Here is a 19,477-nt window from a genome sequence, read left to right on the forward strand (position 1 = left end):
ATATGGACTCAATATGATGACCCTGATGCGGAAAACGACCCTGTGTGTGACATCAAGCCTAACGGTGTTGGCGTCGCTGGCTTTATTTCAACCCGCTTGGGCGGAAGATTTTCTTTGTGATGCGACTCAAGCTTCTGTCGATCAGCTGCCCATTCTTGATAAAGCATGCCCAATAGGGCAAGGTTTATGGGGAAAGAAAAAGCCCAAAGGGCAATCATCCACTTTTTGGATTCAGTGTGGTGTGTTAAATAAGCCATTATCTTTGCTGAAAGCCAAAGCGTTTTATACCCATATTTCTACCGATGTATGGCTAAAACCAGAAGCGAAAACGTATCGTTGCTTAATCGGTCCTTATACTGATTATGAGCAAGTAAAAAAAGAACTGCCTCTTATCCAGCAAATCCCCGGTTACAAAGAAGCTTTCATTCGTGAGGTTGTCAAAGGGCGCCCACAGTCTAGCTCGCCGATAAAAAAGACAACTTCCGCTCAAGCAACGTCTGCCGCAAAACAAATCACCAAAAAGTCTTTACCGAAACCACAAGTGGAAATGGCGAGTTCGCCATTATCAACGAAACCATCAACCAAAGCGCCAGCTCTTAATGTTCCGCCAGCGGTTGAAATTCGTTTGAGCACCACCGCAAACGGTTTGCAGTTTGTGGTGCCTCATTTACGTTCGAGTGATGAACAGTTCTATATGGAACATGGTCTAGCATGGAGCCGCCTAAATTATGAGGTGGCAGAAAAAACCTGCCAAAAAATGGCGATGCGTTTGGTAACGGAAGAAGAGTGGCAACGCCTTTTGGATTCAAAACAGATGGACAGTAACCAATGGCCAATGCACTTACCTTATTGGGGATGGTCGCAAAAAGGGCTTTTTACCAACGGCAAAGTCAGCCAACTGAAAGGTTCCTCATTACTCAATGTGATTTGCGTTAAATAAGTGTCTCAGTTTGCCGTCAGAAATGGCGGCAGCGCTACTCTTTCTTTCCCTCTTCGAGTAATTGTAGATAGCGTTGTTCGATAAAATCTTTCTCTTTACTGATGTGATACAACTGTTTTTTCATCGCTTCGACATCGACAGAAGTGCCACCTTGTTTGGCTTGCTCTTTGTATTTCTCAATGGTCTCTAGTAGTTCTTTTTTCTCGGCTTGATAATTTTTTGCCATTTCGTAGAAATCACCCGCTTTACTGATCTTGATGTATTCCGCTTCTAACTGTTCAAACTCTTTTTCGATAGTGGCTTTTTCTTCTTTCAAACTGTCAACGGTATCAGTTTGAGCAAAGAGTTTTTTACGAGTCACTCGTAGCCCTTTCACACTTTTATCGAGATCGCCTTTCAGTTTGCGGATCAACTTATGCGATTTACTCAATTTCTCATTGAGCTCATCAATTGAAGCCTGATCTTCTGCACTAATGCCCTGAGAAGAGGAATTTTTGATGAGAGAAACCTGTTGCTCGAGCGCTTTTTGAATGATGATTAAATCATTCAGAGTCGAGCTATGCTCTGCGGTGTAGTTCAACGCATTTTCAACGGATTGTTGGCATAAATGAAGCGTGTCTTCATCGCTATCACTTTTACTACGAGTAAAACCATGCGCAAATTTCCTAAATTCACGCAGGATCAGCAGTAGGATAAAAAACCAAGCCAACAAGATAATAAGCCCGAGATCGATCGCTAAGAGCGATAAAACCTTTTCGGTGAGGAACTCTTGTATTGGCATCACATAAACCCACTTTTGTTGCTGTATTTTCAGGTAAGTTTAGTTGTTGTAAAAAAATGTGCCTATACTTTGAACAAGTTAGGTCATAGAAAAATGTGCTGTGAAGATTCTCATTGTTGATGACAGTAAAGCGACACTTGAAATAGTCAGACGAGCCTTAGAGGCGTTTGGCTACCGACGTTTGTCCATTCAAAAGGCAGACAATGGTAAGGCCGCACTCAAGCTGATTGGCAGTTGGCAGCCGGATATTGTCTTAACAGATTGGCACATGCCCGGCATGACGGGGCTGGAGCTGACACAAGCGATAACCAAACGTAAGCTCGGGATAAAAGTGGCAATGCTCACCACGGTGGCCGATGAGCAACAAATCAAACAGGCGCTTGAAGCTGGAGCGTCGTTTGTGTTATCGAAACCGTTTGACGATGGTGAACTGCACCAAAAGTTGCTTCCTTTAGTGCAAGGAGCGGAAGAGAGCTGCATTGAATTAGATGAAATGGTCGAGCTGCAAGATGAGTTGGCTTTACCAAAGCTTTCGCAGCTAGAGAAGCTGCTAAAAAGAGCGGTAGGTGCTGATATCGTGCTGAATAATATTCGTCGCCAATCGTTTGATGAGAGCAAAATTCCTTGTTTGATGGCAGTCTATGAAGATGGCGAAACGCAAAAGCCGCGCGCGGTGGCACTGCTTGATATCTACGCCGTTTGTGTCTTTGCTAAAGGCAACCCCAGCATTACCAAAGAGCAACTACAACAAGCGGTACACAGCAAAATGGTCAGTAAAGATATTCTCGATACTTGCCAGAAAGTGTTAAGTGCCTCCGCATTAGCGTTTCTTGATAATCAAACCCGCAAAAGCTTGAAGTTAAAAAATATCAGTTTTATCCCTCAATCGTTTGAAAAGCTCGAAACCCTATTTGCCAAAGAAGCGGATAAACGGGTCGATTTTTCCTGCCAAATGGGGGCGTTAGCCCAAGGGAAAATTACTTTGGTGGGATTTTAATCATCTTTAAGAGCATATTCTGAGGTTATCTTTATGACAGGATGATTTTTGCTATTGGGTATATTCTTAGATGATATTGATGAGCCGTTATTCATGAGATATAAGCAAAATTGCCACTTAGTGACTATATTTAAGTTATTCCTAAAAATATTTAACATTAGGATTAATTGATTAATTAAAGGAAGCGATATGATAAAGTTTATACGGATATTCATCATTGGTTGCTTAAGCCTATTTATGTCAGCCCCACTTTTAGCGAATGTTACGTGGGAGGGGCATTGCCGAGATAGAAAACCCTATCTTTATTTTGAAAATGGTGAGTGTAAAGGCCCTGGTGGTGATGTGATTAACCAGGTTATTCTTAAGTTGGGGCATAAAGTCCATTGGACAAAAGTTCCTTGGGCAAGAACCATTGGTGTCGCTCCACAGGGTGGAGTTGATCTTATTCCTCTGCACTCTATGGATGAAGAGAGAGAACAGTTTCTTCACCCATTATTAATGGGGTATGGTGAAAGAGAGGTGTTTTATTTTACTCGGACGAACTCGGATATTGATGCAAATAGTTTTGATGAAATTGTCAGCCGAGGTTTTGTTATTGGTGCACTCAATGGCAGTTTTTATAGTGACCAATTTAACCAAAATACAGACAAATTAAAAATCAGTTTTGTTACTAGCGTAGAAAAAATTATTAATATGCTAGAGGCTAGTCGCATCGATCTTGCTATCACCTCTGAACAGCATGGGCTCAATCTTTTTGAAAATGACCCTAAATTAAAGAAAATAAGTTATAAAAACATTTACCTAAATGGTCGTTTTTTTAGTGTACCCAAACGATCGGCGAACTATCAGTATATCGATCAGCTAGAGAGTATTTTAGCTGAAATGCGTCGTTCCGGAGAGATTACTAGGATATACGAATCTTATAACTTAGAAGCCCCAATTCAGAAAGAGTAGATTGAGGAATATTACTTTTTATTTTTATATTTCATTGCGATATATCTATTCGTAATTTAAACAGCAGCGAGGCGGCTTATGACTCGCTGCTATTTTACGATAAAGAATATATTTAGTTTCTCATAGTAATAAACTACCAACACAAGTGGGTTCTGAAATAAATCTGGAAAGGTTTGAGTGGTAAGGCTTGTTAGCCTTTTCCAGAAAAATAGAGAATTTTAATTATTTTTCCTAAAATTTGAGTTTTGATAGTACCAGTTTCCAGAAAATTAGTCACTGAATAAAGAGTGCGTTTTAAGATGTTGTGGCTGATGGATAATACCACCAAGCTCATTTATGCCCCTTTATCATTTTCACACGCTTCATCTTCACTGTTTTGTTGCTATCTTTTTAGCCCAACCTGTCCTTGTGAGTATGAATATTTATTCAACCATACACAAAGAGCAACCGTGATTGCATTTACGCTCGTTTGAATTGAGTTCATAATGGACTTTTTCTGTTCACCAAGGAGGTTGTATGACAGAGCAAGAGCTTTACGAGTATGCGGTTACTTTACTATCAAAACGTGATTACTCATCTGGAGATTTGAAATACCAACTATCGCGCTTATCCGATGATCATCAGGTTGATGCGTGCGGTTATGGAAAGGTTGCTTTCTCACCACTATGTAGATGATACACGGCTTATCGAGCGAGAGATTCAAAAGCAGCTCACAAAGCTCCATGGCGAAACGCGTATTAAGCACGAATTAAGAAAATAAGGGCTTGATGCGTTGTTAATCGCACAATCCCTTGAAGATCTCGATGTTGATTGGTTTGAGCTTTGTCTAACCGCTAAAGTGAAAAAGTTTGGCTCGAATAAGCCGAAAGATGAAAAAGAAAAAGCTCAGGTGATCCGTTACTTGCAGTATAGGGGCCACCATATGGGAGCAATCCTAGAATCGCTAAGTTAATACAATACAAACCGCTTTTTATGACCTTCAATGAATACTTCGAAAAAATACAACGACAAATAAGTAGAGCAAGCTCACTAGAAGACCTTTTAGTTTGGCGTAAAAGAATCAATATTGGTATCGCAGGCTTACCTTACAAAGCAAATAAAGGGTGCTTAGTCGCTCATTGTTATACATCGAACAAAGAAGAATCTAAGAGAAACAATCAATATGACAACCTTGATCACACGTGATGAGGTGATTCAACTTGTTAAACAAGAGCGTGAATTGAAAGGGATTGTAGATCAAAAGCACGCAGCGCCCGATCTCAGTTAATTACTACCAGATCTGAAGTACATCATTGTAGAAGCGCTCTTAATACATACTCGTGGCAATCAAGCGCTGGCCGCCCGAATGCTTGGGGTTAATCGTGGTACATTACGGAAAATTTATAAACAAGGCTTTAAGGATGGAAGCTATCTATTAGCAAGAAGCGGCTTTTGTAACGCCTATTAATTGCTGCATAAGAATGGAACAAAAGCCGCCAAAGAATAAAAACGTTTTCTATTCTTCCTTCAAGATGCCTCATCGAAAGTCTTGGACGGATATTAAAAGAGCCATCAAGAAGGAAAGCGAGACTAAAGTAGTCACAACCAACCGTCAAGCATCTTCCATTAACCACTGTCATTTCTTCTTTACACCATCCACTAACCTTACTAAGGCCACTTCTTAAGTTAGACTGGAGGTCAATTATGTGGACAAAGAAAGGTCACCTCACTGGGCAGAAAAAGCCCTTCAAGCTCGAAGATATCTGGCGGATTCGCACTAGACTAGAAATCGAAGGCAACATCATGGAATTGGCTCTGCTCAATCTCGCTATCGACTGCAAATTGCGTTCATGTGATTTGCTCAGAATGAAAGTGAGGGATATCTCTTCTGGTGGTGTAATTCAAGAACGAGTACTTTACAGTCAGAGTAAAACTGGCAGAGAAGTACAATTTGAGATTACTTCTCGTACTGCACAATCATTAGCTCAATGGCTAATGCAGCGCCAGCTGACGGCATCAGACTATATCTTCCCTAGTCCTAGGAGGCAGGGGAAATCGATGAGTTATAGCAACTATGCCACTATCATTCGCCGCTGGGTAACCGAACTCGGCTACGATCCCTACCTCTATGGTACACACTCGATGCGCCGTACCAAGGCGACCTTAATTTATGCGAGAACTAAAAACATTCGCGCTGTGCAGTTATTGCTTGGCCATGTGAAGTTAGATAATACCATTCGCTATTTAGGTGTAGAAATAGAGGATGCTCTAAACATATCTGAGGGGATAGACTCATAGTGAGGTTAGGATGTAACTCATAGATAGGTCGTTTTTATTTATCATAAAAAAGTAAATATAAATCAATATTTTATGGTTTTTTTGTGTTTTTTAACGCCGTATATCTTCTTTTGAATGTGCCGTATTTCTTTCTGTCATTATAAGGTTGCGTTATACTACCGACACGTATGAAAGCTAGGAGGTTCAAATGACAGCAGTTGAACGCGTTTATCAAAAGATAAAGCGCTCGAGACGTTATGTTTTTGAGCGCAAAGACTTTGATGGTTTTGCTAGCTACGACCAAATCGGTCGAGCGTTAAGGCAGTTAGTTAAGCAAGGTGAGTTAATCAAGCTTGGCTACGGTCTATACACAAAAGCAAGAATGAATAGTCTAACCGGCAGACCCATGCCCACAAACCCTGGCGGAAGCGATGCCCTGATGCGTGAAATTTTAAAGATGAAAGGTGTCGATTTTGAAATGGACAAACTGTCTTTACAAAGCCTATCTGGTAAAAGCACCCAAATCCCATCCTCCATTCAATACTCCTGGAACCATAAACAGTTTAATCGCAAGTTAGCTGTCGGTAACCGAGTCTTAAACTCACCGAGTTAATATGGAAAAACTAAAACAACAATTCCTTGAGGTTTCCGATGCGCTTGAGCTCGGAAACCCAGCCATTATTGAAAAAGATTACTGGGTCGTCGCCTTACTTAGCGAATTAGCGAAGGTATCGCCTGTGAATCATCAAATGGTTTTTTCTGGGGGGACTGCGCTAGCCAAGTCAAACGTTAAAATCCTGAGAATGTCAGAAGATGTGGATATAAAGCTCATTCCCCATCAAGAATTTGGTGAGCTGAGTCGCGGCCAAAAGAAAGCCGCCCGTAAGACATGCATTCACGAGATTGAAATGGCGATCACTCAAACAGAGCGATTTACCGTTGAGTCGCGTCTCGTTCGTGATGAATATCGCTATGTCGAGTTTGAACTCAGATACCCGCAGTAGTTTAGCCAAGCGCCATGTCTTCGCCCCATCATTAAACTTGAGTTAATAGAGACGATCCCCCTACTGGATGTAGAACCACGGCCGGTCCAATCATTGGTAGCGGAACTGTATCGACAGCCACAAGAAGTAAAAGCGTTTGATTGCGTCTCTATTCAAGCGACCTTGGTGGAGAAAGTGATTTCAATGTTGCGCCGTACCATGTCAGTAAAGCGCGATACGCAACGTAAGGACGATGCCACGCTTGTACGCCACATCTATGATGTTTACTGCATTTTAAAGACCGAAGCACAATTAGAAAACTTCGACCTTACAGCAATGACAGCGTTGTTTAACACGGTATTGAAGGAAGATATCGATCGCTTTGGTAATCAACACACTGAGTTTGTAGCTAACCCTAAACAAGAGCTACAGCTCGGGCTAAAAGAACTTGAAGATAACCCAGTTTTTCGCCAGCGCTTTCAGGACTTTGTTACCCCTATGGTGTTTAACACCGAGCCTCATGATTTTGATACCTGCTTTGCCTCGTTTAAACGCATTGCGCAGTCGTTAATTAAAACAATCTAACCGATTTGAGAACCATTCATGCCACACACTAAAATCAATCAAGATCCGCTATACCAAGAACAAGTCAATAAAGCCGTATAGGCGGATTGTAATACCTTCCTAGGCACGGTGGACCCTTCTATCTATAGATACTTCATCATGACTATGATGTCGTCAGATAACCAAATATCAATGCCCCCCGATCACGCAAACTTTGTTTCTATTCGGCATAATTGGTTTGTCGATAGGTGTGCTTTTTGAAATGATGACACCTGGATTCATTGTATTCTTTAGGCATGAATATTGAGTTGGATACGAAGACAGATGGGCAAGGTTAAAAGAAGACACGCTCAAATCATAATGAGCGCGCTAACAAAGCCCTCTCGAGGCGGTAGGATAGAGCCATCTTCAGTTCTTGCAACGAGCCTTTCCAGCTGCAACACTCGCAGTAAAACAAGTAATATCGTCTACCTTGATTCAAGTGCATGGTGGCGAAGAACATTGACTCTTTGTTTATCAATCGTGAGTTCTAGCGTTGGATGCCAAACTTTCTTGTCTCTGTGTGTTACCACAATAACAGTTGAACCTAATGCTTGAGTTTGTTGTGCTATTTTCTGTTCGGTTACTTCATCAAGTGCAGAGGTGGCTTCATCTAAAATTAGAATAGGTGCTTTTTTTATAAGAGCGCGAGCAATTGCGACTCTTTGTCTTTCCCCTCCAGAAAGCCTTGATCCTTTCTGGCCTACACTTTGGTTTATTCCATCGCCGGATAAGTCAATAAGTTCACTCAGTTGAGCTTGCCTAGCAAAAAGTTCTACTTCAGCATTACTTGCCTCTGGATTACCCAAACGAATATTTTCGGCCAATGTCCCAGTAAATATTATTGGATCCTGAGCGACATAGGCAATGTGCTGGATTAATATGTCATATGGAATATTCTGGAGGTTTATACCACCTAGCGAAATATGACCTTGGTTAGGGTCATCAAACCTTAAGAATAATCCTAATAACGTGCTCTTTCCGCTACCACTTACGCCATTGATTACCACTTTTTCACCTTGTTCTATCTCTACATTGGCGTCCTTGAAGAGGTCCAAATAGCCAACATGATTGAGTTCGAAATTGTAGCTATTAGGGCTAATAGCATTTTCCGGTTTGGGTTCAGGCAGAGTTGGTACATTGGTTAGCTGGTTGTAATCTCTTATTGAGGACTTTACGTCGTTGATGGCGAAACCGGCTAAGGCTAATTCTCCTAGTGGTGCAGCCGCTCTGGTAATTAATATCAGCAGCCCCAAAATCAATAGTGGTTGGGTAATCCCTTCTGTAACTAGGTAGATAGTGACGCAGGCCAAAGGGAAGACCGTTGCAAGTGCTGAGGTTAAAGTGGCCATGGATGCTGTTAGGTTGATTCTCGAATGTACTTTCTCTTGTGTACACCAACTTTGCTCAATCCTTTCTATCGCTCGTTCAGGTCCTGCCGATGAACGAAGTAAATCAAGGTGATCTATGAGTTCGAGCGTTGATTTTGTGGCTTGAACATCAGCGTTGTGTCTTTCGCTGTCAGAGTTACTGAGGTGATTCTGTGCTTTGTATTGCAGCAGAAATGCACCTATCAATGAGACTGCACTGATTAGTGCAACATCTGCCCCCCCAACGATTCCGATGCCAGCGATCAAGAATAAGGGTACTAATGGCGTGTGCAAAAATGTTTGTAATTGGTGAGCTGGGATTGACATAAAGCCAGGTATGCCTCGTTCGGCAAGTTGAGTCAGTTGCGTTCGATGCTGATCGCTAAACCAAGAAAGTTTTGCTTTACTAAGAGATTGACCGACTGCTGAGTACAAATCGCCGGCTAGTTGCGCACCAGATAGAAAACCCGATCGGGTTACTAAAACCGTCACCAAAATAGCGATAATTGCTGTTGATATGACACCTAGTGGCGGGGCTTGTTTTACTAATGATAGTGCAAGAACTGTGTAGGTTAAGGCTTCGAGTGCTGCAACCAACACCCATCCAGATCCCACTCGGTATAAACGATATTTTGCGCTCACGGGAATGTTTGATTTGGAAGATGGGGTATTTTGATATGTCATACTTCTTCATCCTGTAATTGAGCATTTTTTGGTAGTGTCAATATAAAGTCGGCTCGTTGGGCTAGCTCTGCATCATGGGTTACCATGACTATGGTTTTATTTTCTTTCTGCGCGAATTCCGTTAGGTTTTGCATGATGGATAAGGCTGTTTTTTTATCAAGTGCACTCGTTGGTTCATCTAACAAGAAAATGCTGGCTTGATTGAGAAATATACTAGCTAGAGCGACCCGTTGCTGCTGGCCACCAGAAAGAAGGCTGGCATCATAATCGAGGTTAATATCTACCTCGGCTAGAGCTAAGGCGTCAAAGAATTCGCTATCGCAGGCATTTGGTGCCGTTAGTTGTAAGTTCTGTCTCACTGTCGTTTTAAGTACCCCTATCTCTTGAGGAACATAACGTATCGCCATGTGACGCGACATTTCGGTAAGTGTGGACAGTTCATAACTGCCAAGCATGGTGGTTCCTGAATAAGGTACTTCTTGACCGGCTAAAATACGCAGCAACGTACTTTTTCCTATGCCGCTTGGCCCCATAATGGCAGTGCATGAACCAGTTGGAAAGCGGTGGGTGAAGCTATCGATAATGGTTGTGGTGTCATTAATTACCGAGATTTTTGAAGCCTGCAAAGGAAGTGTTTTAGAACCTACATTGACGTTTCCACAACCTATAGGTGTTTGTTTCAAAAGCTTACCAATGTTCTTAGCTGCATTCTTACCTGCAGTGACATAGTCTAATCCGTGACCAAGCTTTAATACTGGTGAAACGACAGCCAGGCCGAAAAAAAACACAGAAGCCATCGCTGATGGACTTAGTCGGTAAGAAATTGAATAAGCTATAGCAAAAGTAGAAACTGCTTGAAGTAAAGCTATTGCGATGGAAGCTGGAAGTGCCACACTCCCTACCCATTTTATAATGCCATTAGTGAAGCGTTGAGTTGCCCCGTGATAACTCGCGAGCGCACCTGATTGAGTTCCATAAACCCGGTTAACTCTAATGCCTCTGGTGTAGTCATTTACTGCGGTGACGATTTCTCCCATTATGTTCATACGTTCTGCACCATATTTAGCGGCGAATCTAGGCAGAAAGACAAGGTAGTATAATGATGCAATAAGGCCAGGGAGTAAGGTTAAGAGCGCCATAGGACCGGCCATATTTAGCATAATGGTAATGGACATTACCGGAACGATGGCGAAAGTTACAAATTCTGAAGGCAGATGAGCAACCATATGATGTAGAGTATTGATGTCTTCTGAAACCAAGCGGCGAAGTTGATTATCACCATACCGAGAGAGAGTCTTGCTTGGAAGGCGCATTAAGTGTTGTGCCACCTGACGACGTAATCTTGCTGAAAATAGAGATTCAGCATTGTGTACTAACCAAGAGGACAAAGATGAGAGCAATGCGCTAAAAATCCAAAGCCCGATGGCTGCGTAAACCCATCGGTTAGATAGATCATCGATTAATTGTATTAAACATAGCAATGCACCAATTTTTGCCACTGCAGCAAAAATTTCGCTTAAAGTCCCTAAAGTAAGTTTTGCTAATGACGGCCTTAAGGCCGGCATTAAGGCAGGTGTAACGTAATGTTGGCCGATCTTATTTATCATTTTTCCACCCTAGTTAACCAACAAAGTTGGGATAGAGTGAGTTTTGGTGAGTTTGTTGAGTTTGTTGAGCTCTCTCCATGTTTCATATAAAGCCTATTGAAATGAGGTTGATAGAATTAAACTATTGTTATGAATACAAAGTTATTGAGGAATATAAGTACTGTCGATATACGGAAACTCCCTTACCATTGACTTTAATCGCTAAAGTTAGGTTGAATTCAAGAGTAGCCGTTCAGAAGTGCCCCTAACCAGAAAGGTCAAGGGCAAAATTGACCGAGATTAGAAATCGGCTGTAGCAGATAACATCACCGTACGAGGGGCACCCAACGCAAGGTTAGCGTAATGGGTGGTAGTCCAATATGCTTCATCGGTTACGTTGTTGACCGCAAGACGCCAAATGACACTTTGATTGGCGATGGTAGAGTTATAGCGAGCACCTAAATCAAAAATAGTCTGTGCAGACAGTGATTGAGTGTTTTGCGCATCAATATATTGCTCTGACATGTAATTTGCTTGACCAATAAGTGTAAGTTCACGCATCGTTGGTAGGTTCCATTCCAATGCTAACTTAGCTTGAAGATCGGGTAACTTAATCGCTTTTTTCCCCTCAGTTGTGACATCTGTAGCTTTAGTGATCTCTGCGTCTGTATAAGCGATACCACCAGTCAGCGTGTAGTCCTCTAATAACGTACCGTAGAACCCCCATTCAATGCCTCGATTACGTTGCTCGCCACCAAAAGAGTAAATATTTGTATCTGGATCTTGATATCCGTTAGGCTTTTTGATCTCAAACAGGCTGAAAGTATGAGCAAAGTCGTTCATGTTAAGCTTTAGGCCAGCTTCTGTTTGTTTGGTTTTTTGTGGTTCAAACGCTTCACCTGCGTTAGCGGCTCCTGAGCCTGCTGTTTTTCCGTTTGTTAAACCTTCGGTGTAGTTACCGTAAAGAGAAGCTGAGTTAGAAAGTTTGTACAACGCGGCAATCGCCGGGGTGTAGGTGCTTTCCTTGAACTTGGTTGTAGGAAAAGCACTCCCATTCCAGCTGATTCCTGATTCATAATCAATACTTTGGCGACGTAAACCTAATGTGAGTTGGTATTTGCCATCAGCTAAAGATAAGGTATCAGCGATACCATAACTGATCTGTGTGGAATCGACCAGTAGTTTATAATAGTTGTCATAGCTAGAATCTTCAGGCCCCCATGCTGGATCGTAAATATTGGCCGTCCATGATTCAGCCGCATTATTTCCTGCGGGATTATCGTTTTTATCTTCTCTAAAGTAGGTACTATTCAGTACTAAATAATGCTCGACAGGTCCGGTATCAAAATTACTTCGAATTCCGGCCTCACCTGAAGTACGTTTGCTGTCTAGCTTCACAGAACCAAGAGAAACCTCAAGATCACCAGTATTATCTTTAATTTTGACACTTTGCGCACCATTTGAATCAAAGTCGGTACGACTAGCCCCCAACGCACTGTAAACCGTTATGGAATCAGTTATATCGAGTTCTGCGCGGATCATCATGCCTTTATCATCACTGTCATTGTATGCCCAACTTAGGCTAAGTAAAGTATCTGACGAAGGGGGTGACGGCACGTCAACGCCAGACTTTATGCTTAAACCTCGATTTGCACCATCAACTCGCTCTGTACTAAAGTATAAATCGGCTTCAATCAGCGCAATATCATTACGCCAATCAAGGCTCAACGATGCGAGTTGCGCTTTACGACTTTGACCATCAACTGACGCATCCCCATCTCTGAAAACCCCATTAAAACGAACCCCAAATTGTTCGTTTTCACCAAAACGGCGACCAATATCAACATGACCGCCAAATTGAGAATCCGACATATAAGTGCCAGTAAAGGAGGTGTTGGGCGCTTCTTGAGCTCGTTTAGTCACCAAATTGATCGAACCACCAACGGAACCGTTCGGTGGCATACCATTAAGCAAAGAAGCCGGGCCTTTCAGTACATCGATGCGTTGGTACATCTCTGGAGAGCTACGATAGTAAGGAGCGATACCATATAAACCATTGAACATTACATCGCCAATATCCGAACTGAACCCTCGGATCTTAAAACTTTCTTTGTTTAACCCGGTTTCCCCACTGGTAAAAACAGAAGGATCAGAAGCAGAGATGACATCGGATATATCTTGTGCATGCTGGTCTTGAATGTGTTTTTCTGTGTATCCAATGGCATTAAAAGGAGTGTCTAGGAAGTCTTTATCGCCGAGCATCCCCATATTAGTTGCCTGTGAGATTTTTCCTGCCGCATACGCTTCATTAGCTTGGCCGTAAACAGTGACTGACTCATCAGTTTGATCTTCAGAATGAGCGATACTGATTGGCAATGCCGAAGCACTTATTTGAAGTGCGACTAAAAGAGCGATACGACTTGGGGTTGGCTTGCCACTGACTGAGCATTTTTTAGATAAATTCGCTATCTGATGATAGTGGTGATTCATTGATTATTCCTTTTTATCCTATTTTAGGTTGGCTCACATCTGTACTAGTAAATAGTAACTGACTTGTTTTGCTAGACTTCGTTGGTCTGGCTTATTATTTTTAAATCTAGTTTTGATAACCTTTGAGGCTCTTCTCCGCTTAGGTGAGCTTGATATTTGGGTAAAAAGTTGAGTGTGTATCGGGAACCGATGTTTGTCTGATCTTCAATTTGAAATAGTCTGTATCTCTCACCCCTCTTGCCCTTCGTCTGAGTAAGCCAATCGAGACATTACCTGCTTCTACCCGAGCGTTAGTCAGTTTGTATTTTCCGTAGTTACAAATACCCACTTTTCTTTCCAATAAAGCATCGGCAAAATTAATTAAGGAAAGTATTCTGGTCGATTTGGCAAGACGACACCAAGCTTCTAGAGCTGCCACCATTGTTTCGTAATCGGGTTCATCCCATATGGCTTGTAGCTGCTCTTTGAGCATGTAAACAACGCACAAAGTCTTGTTGCTCTCAAGTAAGTCATCAAGTCTGTCAGACTGCCTATCATCCAATTTGTGAGCGTTTTTCAGTAGGAGGAAGAGCGTTCCTTTCAACATTTTTTTTTCGTCGTGAGAGCCATTTCTAAAAGCTTTTGCTCTCTCTTTTTTGATTAAGATGCAGTAGTTCTGCATGACATGAAATCGGTCAAAAACAATATCAGCATTGGGAAGCATTTTCCTGACCGCCGACTGGTAAGACTGGCCCATATCCATTGATACTGCTTTGATTCCTGATTTGGTTTCTTCTGATAGTTGCTCAAAGAAGGAGATCAGAACTTCTGCTTTTCGGCCATGTTCAACCCAAATTAAATGCCCAGAGACGAGGTCATAAACAACCGTCATATAATCGTGTCTCTTGGCTCTGGCAACTTCATCGACGCCAATATGAACCAAGTTATTCAGTTTCTCGGGGTCTAATGCTGGTAGGCTTGAACGCAAGTATTCCCTATCGATATTTTTTACTGTTTCCCAGCGGATTCCTAAATGTTGAGAGACGGCATGTATGCTCATATGGCGACATAACCCACTGATGAACTTGCAAAAGCGAGCGGTATAACGACCACCTTTAGCCACATATTCAGTCTCTTCGATCAACCGTCGTCCTTCTTTGTCTCTAGTTTTAGCCAGCTCAACCTCAATCGTACAAGGTCGCCCACTCACAGGTAAATCTTGAAGACGTCTTTTAACGTAGTGATCGACGGTGCAGGAAGTCCCTGATATTGGCTCTTTGACTTTATACCTACGATCTCGACGACAGCGAACGAGTACGCCTTGGGACATTTCTTCTATTGAACAAGATTCAACACACTGGCCTTTAAAGCTAAATAACGAGGAAGACAAAGACGACAAAATAGACTACTGACTTATTTTTAAAATAAGCATTATAAATCATGTGATTATGATGAATGAGCCTGTGCATACAGACTCATGAAAGCGGAGAAGAGCCCCTTTGATAATGTCATCAATCATAATTTTTAGTGATGTGATACTTGCTGAAGTGATGTACCAGGCATCAGCATCAACAAAGATCACTTTGCCGTTTTTCCATGCTTTAGTTTGTCGAAGAAGAGGATTTGCCAAATGTTCCGCATCAATAATCGGTTTACCTTCCATGACAGCTGTCCGATCAATGATATAAAGAATGTCAGGGTTGGCTTGATTAATAAATTCGCTGGAAATCGGCTGACCATGTAAATTTGCGGCAACTTCAGTACTCGCAGGTTTAACTCCCAGTACATCAAAGACAAAACCATAGCGAGACTCAATGCCAAATGAGCTAAAAGCACCATTGTTATGCATTACAACTAAGGCCTTTTCAGAACGTTCAGCCGTGATAGCTCGCACCTCATCGACCTTGACATCAATTTCAGCGACTTTCTTTTGTGCAAGCTCTTGCTTATCAAAGATCTCACCGAGATCAATAACGTGTTGTTTAATTATATCGACGTGATGTCCATGACTATTACGGAAATCGATATCAAAATGTATCGTAGGTGCGAGCTTAGAGAGTTCTTCATATTGATTGGCATGCAGTGGAGTCATCAATATCAGGTCGGGTCTCAGTTCATAGATTTTTTCCATATTAGGTTGAACTATCGCGCCAAGATCGACAATGTCTGGAGTATTTTTGTATTTCGCCAAAAAATCAGGGATAAAGTCTTTTACCATACCTGCAATCGGTACATTCAACTGGTCTAAGAAATCCACTTCATTCATATCGAGTGCAGCTACTCTTTGAAGACGGTTTGAAATAACGGTTTGACCTAAGTTGTGTTCAATCACGATAGGGGTTTCTAATGGCTGAACGACTTGAGATTGAGCGGCAGTCGGCTCGCAGCCCGTTAGAGTTACAAGGGAGCCGCAAGCAAGTGCGACAGCAAGATTTAGGGTACTTTTAAACATGGGGTGAGGATCCTTATGTTGCAGTAAGTTGCCAATAAACAGGCGATAAGCAGACTCTATAGCTGGCTTCTTGCTCGCATAGTGATGACAAGAAAGTACCCGCCACAAAGGACGTTGACTAAAATAGAGACTGTTGTTTTATAATTAAAAAAGTGTTCAACCATCAATTGAGCCGTTAGAAACATCACAATAGCGATGATGCAAGCCATCGGTAAGGTGTGTCTGTAACGCGGAGAACCTGTGATGGAATAAGCAATGTTGGCAATGAAAACCCCCATGAACGCCGTTGGTCCAACTAAACTAGTAGAGATGGCCACAAGAATTGCGATGACAGCAAAGTATTTCGGAATATAGTGCGTATCGTTAAGTCCTAATGACATTGCTTGATCTCGCCCTAGTCCTATCACATCTAGCTCATTCGCCCATTTATTGGCAAAGAGGGCGAGAATGCTCAACACAGTGCCAGCAAATAACAATGTAGATGGTTTCGCCCTTTCAAATGAGGTGTAACTTAACCCCTGTAAGATAGAGAACTCTCCAGGACTGATTCTAATCTGGATAAATTGAGCAACCGTTGTCAGTACCATGGTCAGTACAAATCCAATCAGCAACACTTGATGCATATCATGTTGAAATCGCTTGAGCACCCAGAATTGAATAAAGAATGAATACAACAAAATGAGTACCGCTGATACGACAAAATTACCCACCACTCCCAAAACAGCACTGCCAGAGGTGCCTACAAATAATAAGAGTAGAGCTTGCCATACAAGATAAATGGACTCGTAACCCATGATAGATGGCGTCAATATGCGATTTCTGGCCAAGGCTTGAAAAATGACAGCAGAGATAGCCACACAACTGCCCCCGATTATGATCGCACTGAGTTTAATGAGTCTTCTGGGGATGATGTACTCAAGGTCAAACCCTGAATTAATGAAAATAAAAGCGATAGATAACAGGATCACGAGTACAACACTCACTCGTAAGTTCAAGTTAAGTGGTGTCATGCTTTTGCTCCCTTAAGCAAAAAGGCAAGAAACATAACTCCACCTACGGCACTTGCGGTCAAACCTATTGGCACCTCGAACGGAAAAAGCACTACCCGACTAATGACATCGCAAAAAATCAGTAGCGAGGCACCGCCCAATGCAACAATAGGTAAAGTGTTTTTGAGGTGGTCGCCGTATTTTAGCGCCACTAAGTTAGGGATAACTAAGCCAACAAAATGAATGGCGCCCACCGTCACTACTGTGACTGCAACCGTGATTGAAACGAGTATCAACCCTAATGCGGCGGTCATGGCGTAACTGATGCCTAAATTGGAGGCTATATCTTCCCCCATCCCCATCACTGTAAATCTATGAGCATAGAGGTAGGTCAACAAGGTTATAGGCAAGATCAAAAAAATGATTTCATAATGCTCTTGGACCACTTTGGAGAAGTCCCCCATCAACCAGCCAGACATACTTTGTAAAATATTATTTTGATAGGCGTAAAATTCAGCAAGTGCACTGAGTACACTACCAAACATCAAGCCAATCACTGGAACCAACGCAGTATTACTGAACTTAACCTTACGTATTATAGCGATGTAGACCAAGCCAGCGGCAAAGCAAAACAGGACAGCAAAGAACATACGTTCCAATTTGTCTGATGATGGCAGCATCACGATTGAAACCAAAATACCTAGTTTGGCCGCATCAAGGCTGCCGGTAGTTCCGGGTTCAACAAAACGATTTCTAACGATGTGTTGGAGAATAACGCCGCACATCGCCAAGCCGGACCCCGTAAGAAGTATGCGCCCCATGATCCCACGGGGCGTTTTAATTTGAATGTGAGAAGTTCCAGGGAAGCAGTGAGTTGATATCAGGCTCAGACTTTGCCAGCTCTTTCATACATTTGACCATGTAATCGTAGAGTATCAGTCCGTTCGCTTTCGCCGTCTCGATGATGCTATACAGCAAAGCACTCGCATCAGCACCAAGCGGATTCGTCGAGAATAACCAATTTTTTCTGCCAATGACCAGCGATTTGATTGCGCGTTCCGCTCGGTTGTTGTCGATAGATAAATGCCCATCTTCAACATAGCGTATCAGCTTAGGCCACTGACCCAAGGTGTACTTGATGGCTTTACCAAGAGGACTCGATTCGATGACTTTCTGCGTGGTTAACCAGTCATAGAAGTCATCCAACATCGGTTTAGCCTGCGCTTGTCTTTCTGCCCAACGCTCTTCGACCGAAGCCAGTTTTAATCGAGATTCAAGTGCGTACAACTTTTGGATTTTGGCTAACGCCACATCCGCTTTACCTGTTTTACCTTTGCCCTGAAGCTTCTTCGCTTCCATGAACTTACGACGTGCATGAGCGAAGCAACCGACATTGGTGACGTTGGTTAATCCATCATAAGCCGCGTAACCATCACTTTGCAGATAGCCTGAGTAATCACCCAAGAAGTTCACGGGGCACACTCTCGCGCGACTGTTTTGATAGTCGAACAAGACGATATTTTTCATGTCAGGGAGTTTAGCTTCAGGGGAGTCGGCTCCCGAGCAGTACAACCACATATAACATTGCTTGTCTTCCTTGAGCACATTGAGCGGCGTTTCATCGGCCTGAACCACCACTTGTTCGAGTAAGTGAGTCTTCAGTGCCTGATAAAGCGGTTTGAACTTTTCACTAACCTGGATTACCCACCTGGCCATGGTCGTTCTCGATAACTCGATACCTGATTGGGTGAACAAGGTTTCCTGACGATACAGCGGAAGCGCATACTGATATTTGCCTAAAATAATGTTGGCAAGCAGACTTTCGGTAGCGAAGCTTTTGGGGATGATACTTATCGGTGCGGGTTGTTGGTGAATGTGGCTTTTTTCAGCCTCTTGTTCACACTGACGACAGGCGTATTTCGGGCGAACATATTCCAACACTTTTAGGACGGCGGGCGTGAACTCAAGCTTTTCACTGCGGTCTTCGCCGATTTTATGCAAAATGTGTTGGCAGCATGAGCACTGTTTGTCGTGCTCATCTAGGTCAAGCTCGATAATTTCACGTGGCAAGTCTTTAGGAAGCGGTTGACGTTTACCACGACGTTTGATTGTCGTCGTGGTGATAACCTCATCTTCCGATTTCGCCGCTTCACATTCCGCCTCATTAAAGAGGTCACCCTGTGCTTCGTTATACGGCTTTAACGCTTCCGAGCGTTTGGCGAATTGACGGTCAAGGGCCAGTTTAAACTGCTCAATTAAGGATTGGCGCTCTTGTTGCCACTCTTTTTTCTCCGACATCAACGCTTTCACCATAGCTTGAAGCTCGGCGATGTCTTGGCTTTCTGGGTTAATATCGGGCGTCTTTTTCATGGCATTGATTATACTAAAAACACCACGTCAAGGCTTGGTATAA

At 42.6% G+C, this 19,477-nt stretch carries 17 protein-coding genes and 1 pseudogene; 9 read left to right on the forward strand and 9 right to left on the reverse strand.

Features of this window, described 5'->3' with window-relative positions:
* The first annotated feature begins 13 nt into the window (after window positions 1-13).
* Window positions 14-940: an SPOR domain-containing protein gene (locus tag N5E84_RS13590; RefSeq protein ID WP_019281823.1), complete on the forward strand. Its 927-nt coding sequence runs from the start codon at window positions 14-16 to the stop codon at window positions 938-940.
* A 34-nt stretch (window positions 941-974) separates the two neighbouring features.
* Here N5E84_RS13590 and N5E84_RS13595 read toward each other — a convergent pair whose 3' ends face one another.
* Window positions 975-1,724, reverse strand: a complete 750-nt coding sequence (locus tag N5E84_RS13595; protein ID WP_081317722.1) for a chromosome partitioning protein ParA — start codon at window positions 1,722-1,724, stop codon at window positions 975-977.
* A gap of 97 nt (window positions 1,725-1,821) precedes the next feature.
* Here N5E84_RS13595 and N5E84_RS13600 point away from each other — a divergent pair, with 97 nt between their 5' ends.
* The 8 genes and pseudogenes from N5E84_RS13600 (at window position 1,822) to N5E84_RS13635 (ending at window position 7,496) form a co-directional block, all read left to right on the forward strand.
* Window positions 1,822-2,718 carry a response regulator gene (locus N5E84_RS13600; protein ID WP_017046676.1) on the forward strand — a complete coding sequence of 299 codons (897 nt, stop codon included), beginning with the start codon at window positions 1,822-1,824 and terminating at the stop codon, window positions 2,716-2,718.
* A gap of 189 nt (window positions 2,719-2,907) precedes the next feature.
* Window positions 2,908-3,672 (forward strand): substrate-binding periplasmic protein, encoded by a 765-nt coding sequence (locus N5E84_RS13605; protein WP_019281824.1) that lies wholly within the window; start codon window positions 2,908-2,910, stop codon window positions 3,670-3,672.
* 516 nt (window positions 3,673-4,188) lie between these two features.
* On the forward strand, window positions 4,189-4,347 hold the full coding sequence (locus N5E84_RS13610; protein WP_194578617.1) for a hypothetical protein: 159 nt from the start codon (window positions 4,189-4,191) through the stop codon (window positions 4,345-4,347).
* A gap of 163 nt (window positions 4,348-4,510) precedes the next feature.
* A complete protein-coding gene (locus tag N5E84_RS21395; protein WP_410001440.1) occupies window positions 4,511-4,624 on the forward strand; it encodes a hypothetical protein in 114 nt (37 codons plus the stop codon).
* Between the two features lie 327 nt (window positions 4,625-4,951).
* Window positions 4,952-5,119, forward strand: coding sequence for a helix-turn-helix domain-containing protein (locus N5E84_RS13620; RefSeq protein ID WP_268842317.1), 168 nt, complete (start codon window positions 4,952-4,954; stop codon window positions 5,117-5,119).
* A 236-nt stretch (window positions 5,120-5,355) separates the two neighbouring features.
* The gene (locus tag N5E84_RS13625) at window positions 5,356-5,949 is read left to right on the forward strand and encodes a tyrosine-type recombinase/integrase (RefSeq protein WP_019281827.1); all 594 of its coding nucleotides are present in this window, start codon (window positions 5,356-5,358) and stop codon (window positions 5,947-5,949) included.
* A gap of 187 nt (window positions 5,950-6,136) precedes the next feature.
* A complete protein-coding gene (locus N5E84_RS13630) occupies window positions 6,137-6,541 on the forward strand; it encodes a DUF6088 family protein (protein WP_008218079.1) in 405 nt (134 codons plus the stop codon).
* A 1-nt stretch (window position 6,542) separates the two neighbouring features.
* Window positions 6,543-7,496, forward strand: a pseudogene (locus N5E84_RS13635) (nucleotidyl transferase AbiEii/AbiGii toxin family protein).
* A gap of 446 nt (window positions 7,497-7,942) precedes the next feature.
* On the opposite strand, the gene N5E84_RS13640 reads toward N5E84_RS13635, so the two are convergent.
* The 8 genes from N5E84_RS13640 to N5E84_RS13675 form a co-directional block, all read right to left on the reverse strand.
* A complete protein-coding gene (locus N5E84_RS13640) occupies window positions 7,943-9,568 on the reverse strand; it encodes an ATP-binding cassette domain-containing protein (protein ID WP_019281830.1) in 1,626 nt (541 codons plus the stop codon).
* Window positions 9,565-11,175 carry an ATP-binding cassette domain-containing protein gene (locus N5E84_RS13645; RefSeq protein WP_069212128.1) on the reverse strand — a complete coding sequence of 537 codons (1,611 nt, stop codon included), beginning with the start codon at window positions 11,173-11,175 and terminating at the stop codon, window positions 9,565-9,567. Before N5E84_RS13645 ends, N5E84_RS13640 begins: the two co-directional genes overlap by 4 nt.
* Window positions 11,176-11,454: 279 nt before the next feature.
* Window positions 11,455-13,644 (reverse strand): TonB-dependent receptor, encoded by a 2,190-nt coding sequence (locus tag N5E84_RS13650; protein ID WP_069212127.1) that lies wholly within the window; start codon window positions 13,642-13,644, stop codon window positions 11,455-11,457.
* A 139-nt stretch (window positions 13,645-13,783) separates the two neighbouring features.
* On the reverse strand, window positions 13,784-14,953 hold the full coding sequence (locus tag N5E84_RS13655; protein WP_076611988.1) for an ISL3-like element ISVa10 family transposase: 1,170 nt from the start codon (window positions 14,951-14,953) through the stop codon (window positions 13,784-13,786).
* A gap of 108 nt (window positions 14,954-15,061) precedes the next feature.
* The gene (locus tag N5E84_RS13660; RefSeq protein ID WP_116285026.1) at window positions 15,062-16,075 is read right to left on the reverse strand and encodes a siderophore ABC transporter substrate-binding protein; all 1,014 of its coding nucleotides are present in this window, start codon (window positions 16,073-16,075) and stop codon (window positions 15,062-15,064) included.
* Between the two features lie 56 nt (window positions 16,076-16,131).
* Window positions 16,132-17,085: an iron chelate uptake ABC transporter family permease subunit gene (locus N5E84_RS13665; RefSeq protein ID WP_019281833.1), complete on the reverse strand. Its 954-nt coding sequence runs from the start codon at window positions 17,083-17,085 to the stop codon at window positions 16,132-16,134.
* Entirely contained in the window at window positions 17,082-17,912 is an 831-nt protein-coding gene (locus N5E84_RS13670) for an ABC transporter permease (RefSeq protein WP_410001441.1), read from the reverse strand. The genes N5E84_RS13665 and N5E84_RS13670 overlap by 4 nt, the downstream gene beginning before the upstream one ends.
* Complete coding sequence (locus N5E84_RS13675; protein WP_095661379.1) at window positions 17,902-19,434, reverse strand: IS66-like element ISVa9 family transposase; 1,533 nt, start codon at window positions 19,432-19,434, stop codon at window positions 17,902-17,904. Before N5E84_RS13675 ends, N5E84_RS13670 begins: the two co-directional genes overlap by 11 nt.
* Window positions 19,435-19,477 lie beyond the last annotated feature (43 nt).

Origin of the sequence: Vibrio sp. J502, from assembly GCF_025397955.1 — a bacterium.
GTDB classification, from domain to species: domain Bacteria; phylum Pseudomonadota; class Gammaproteobacteria; order Enterobacterales; family Vibrionaceae; genus Vibrio; species Vibrio anguillarum.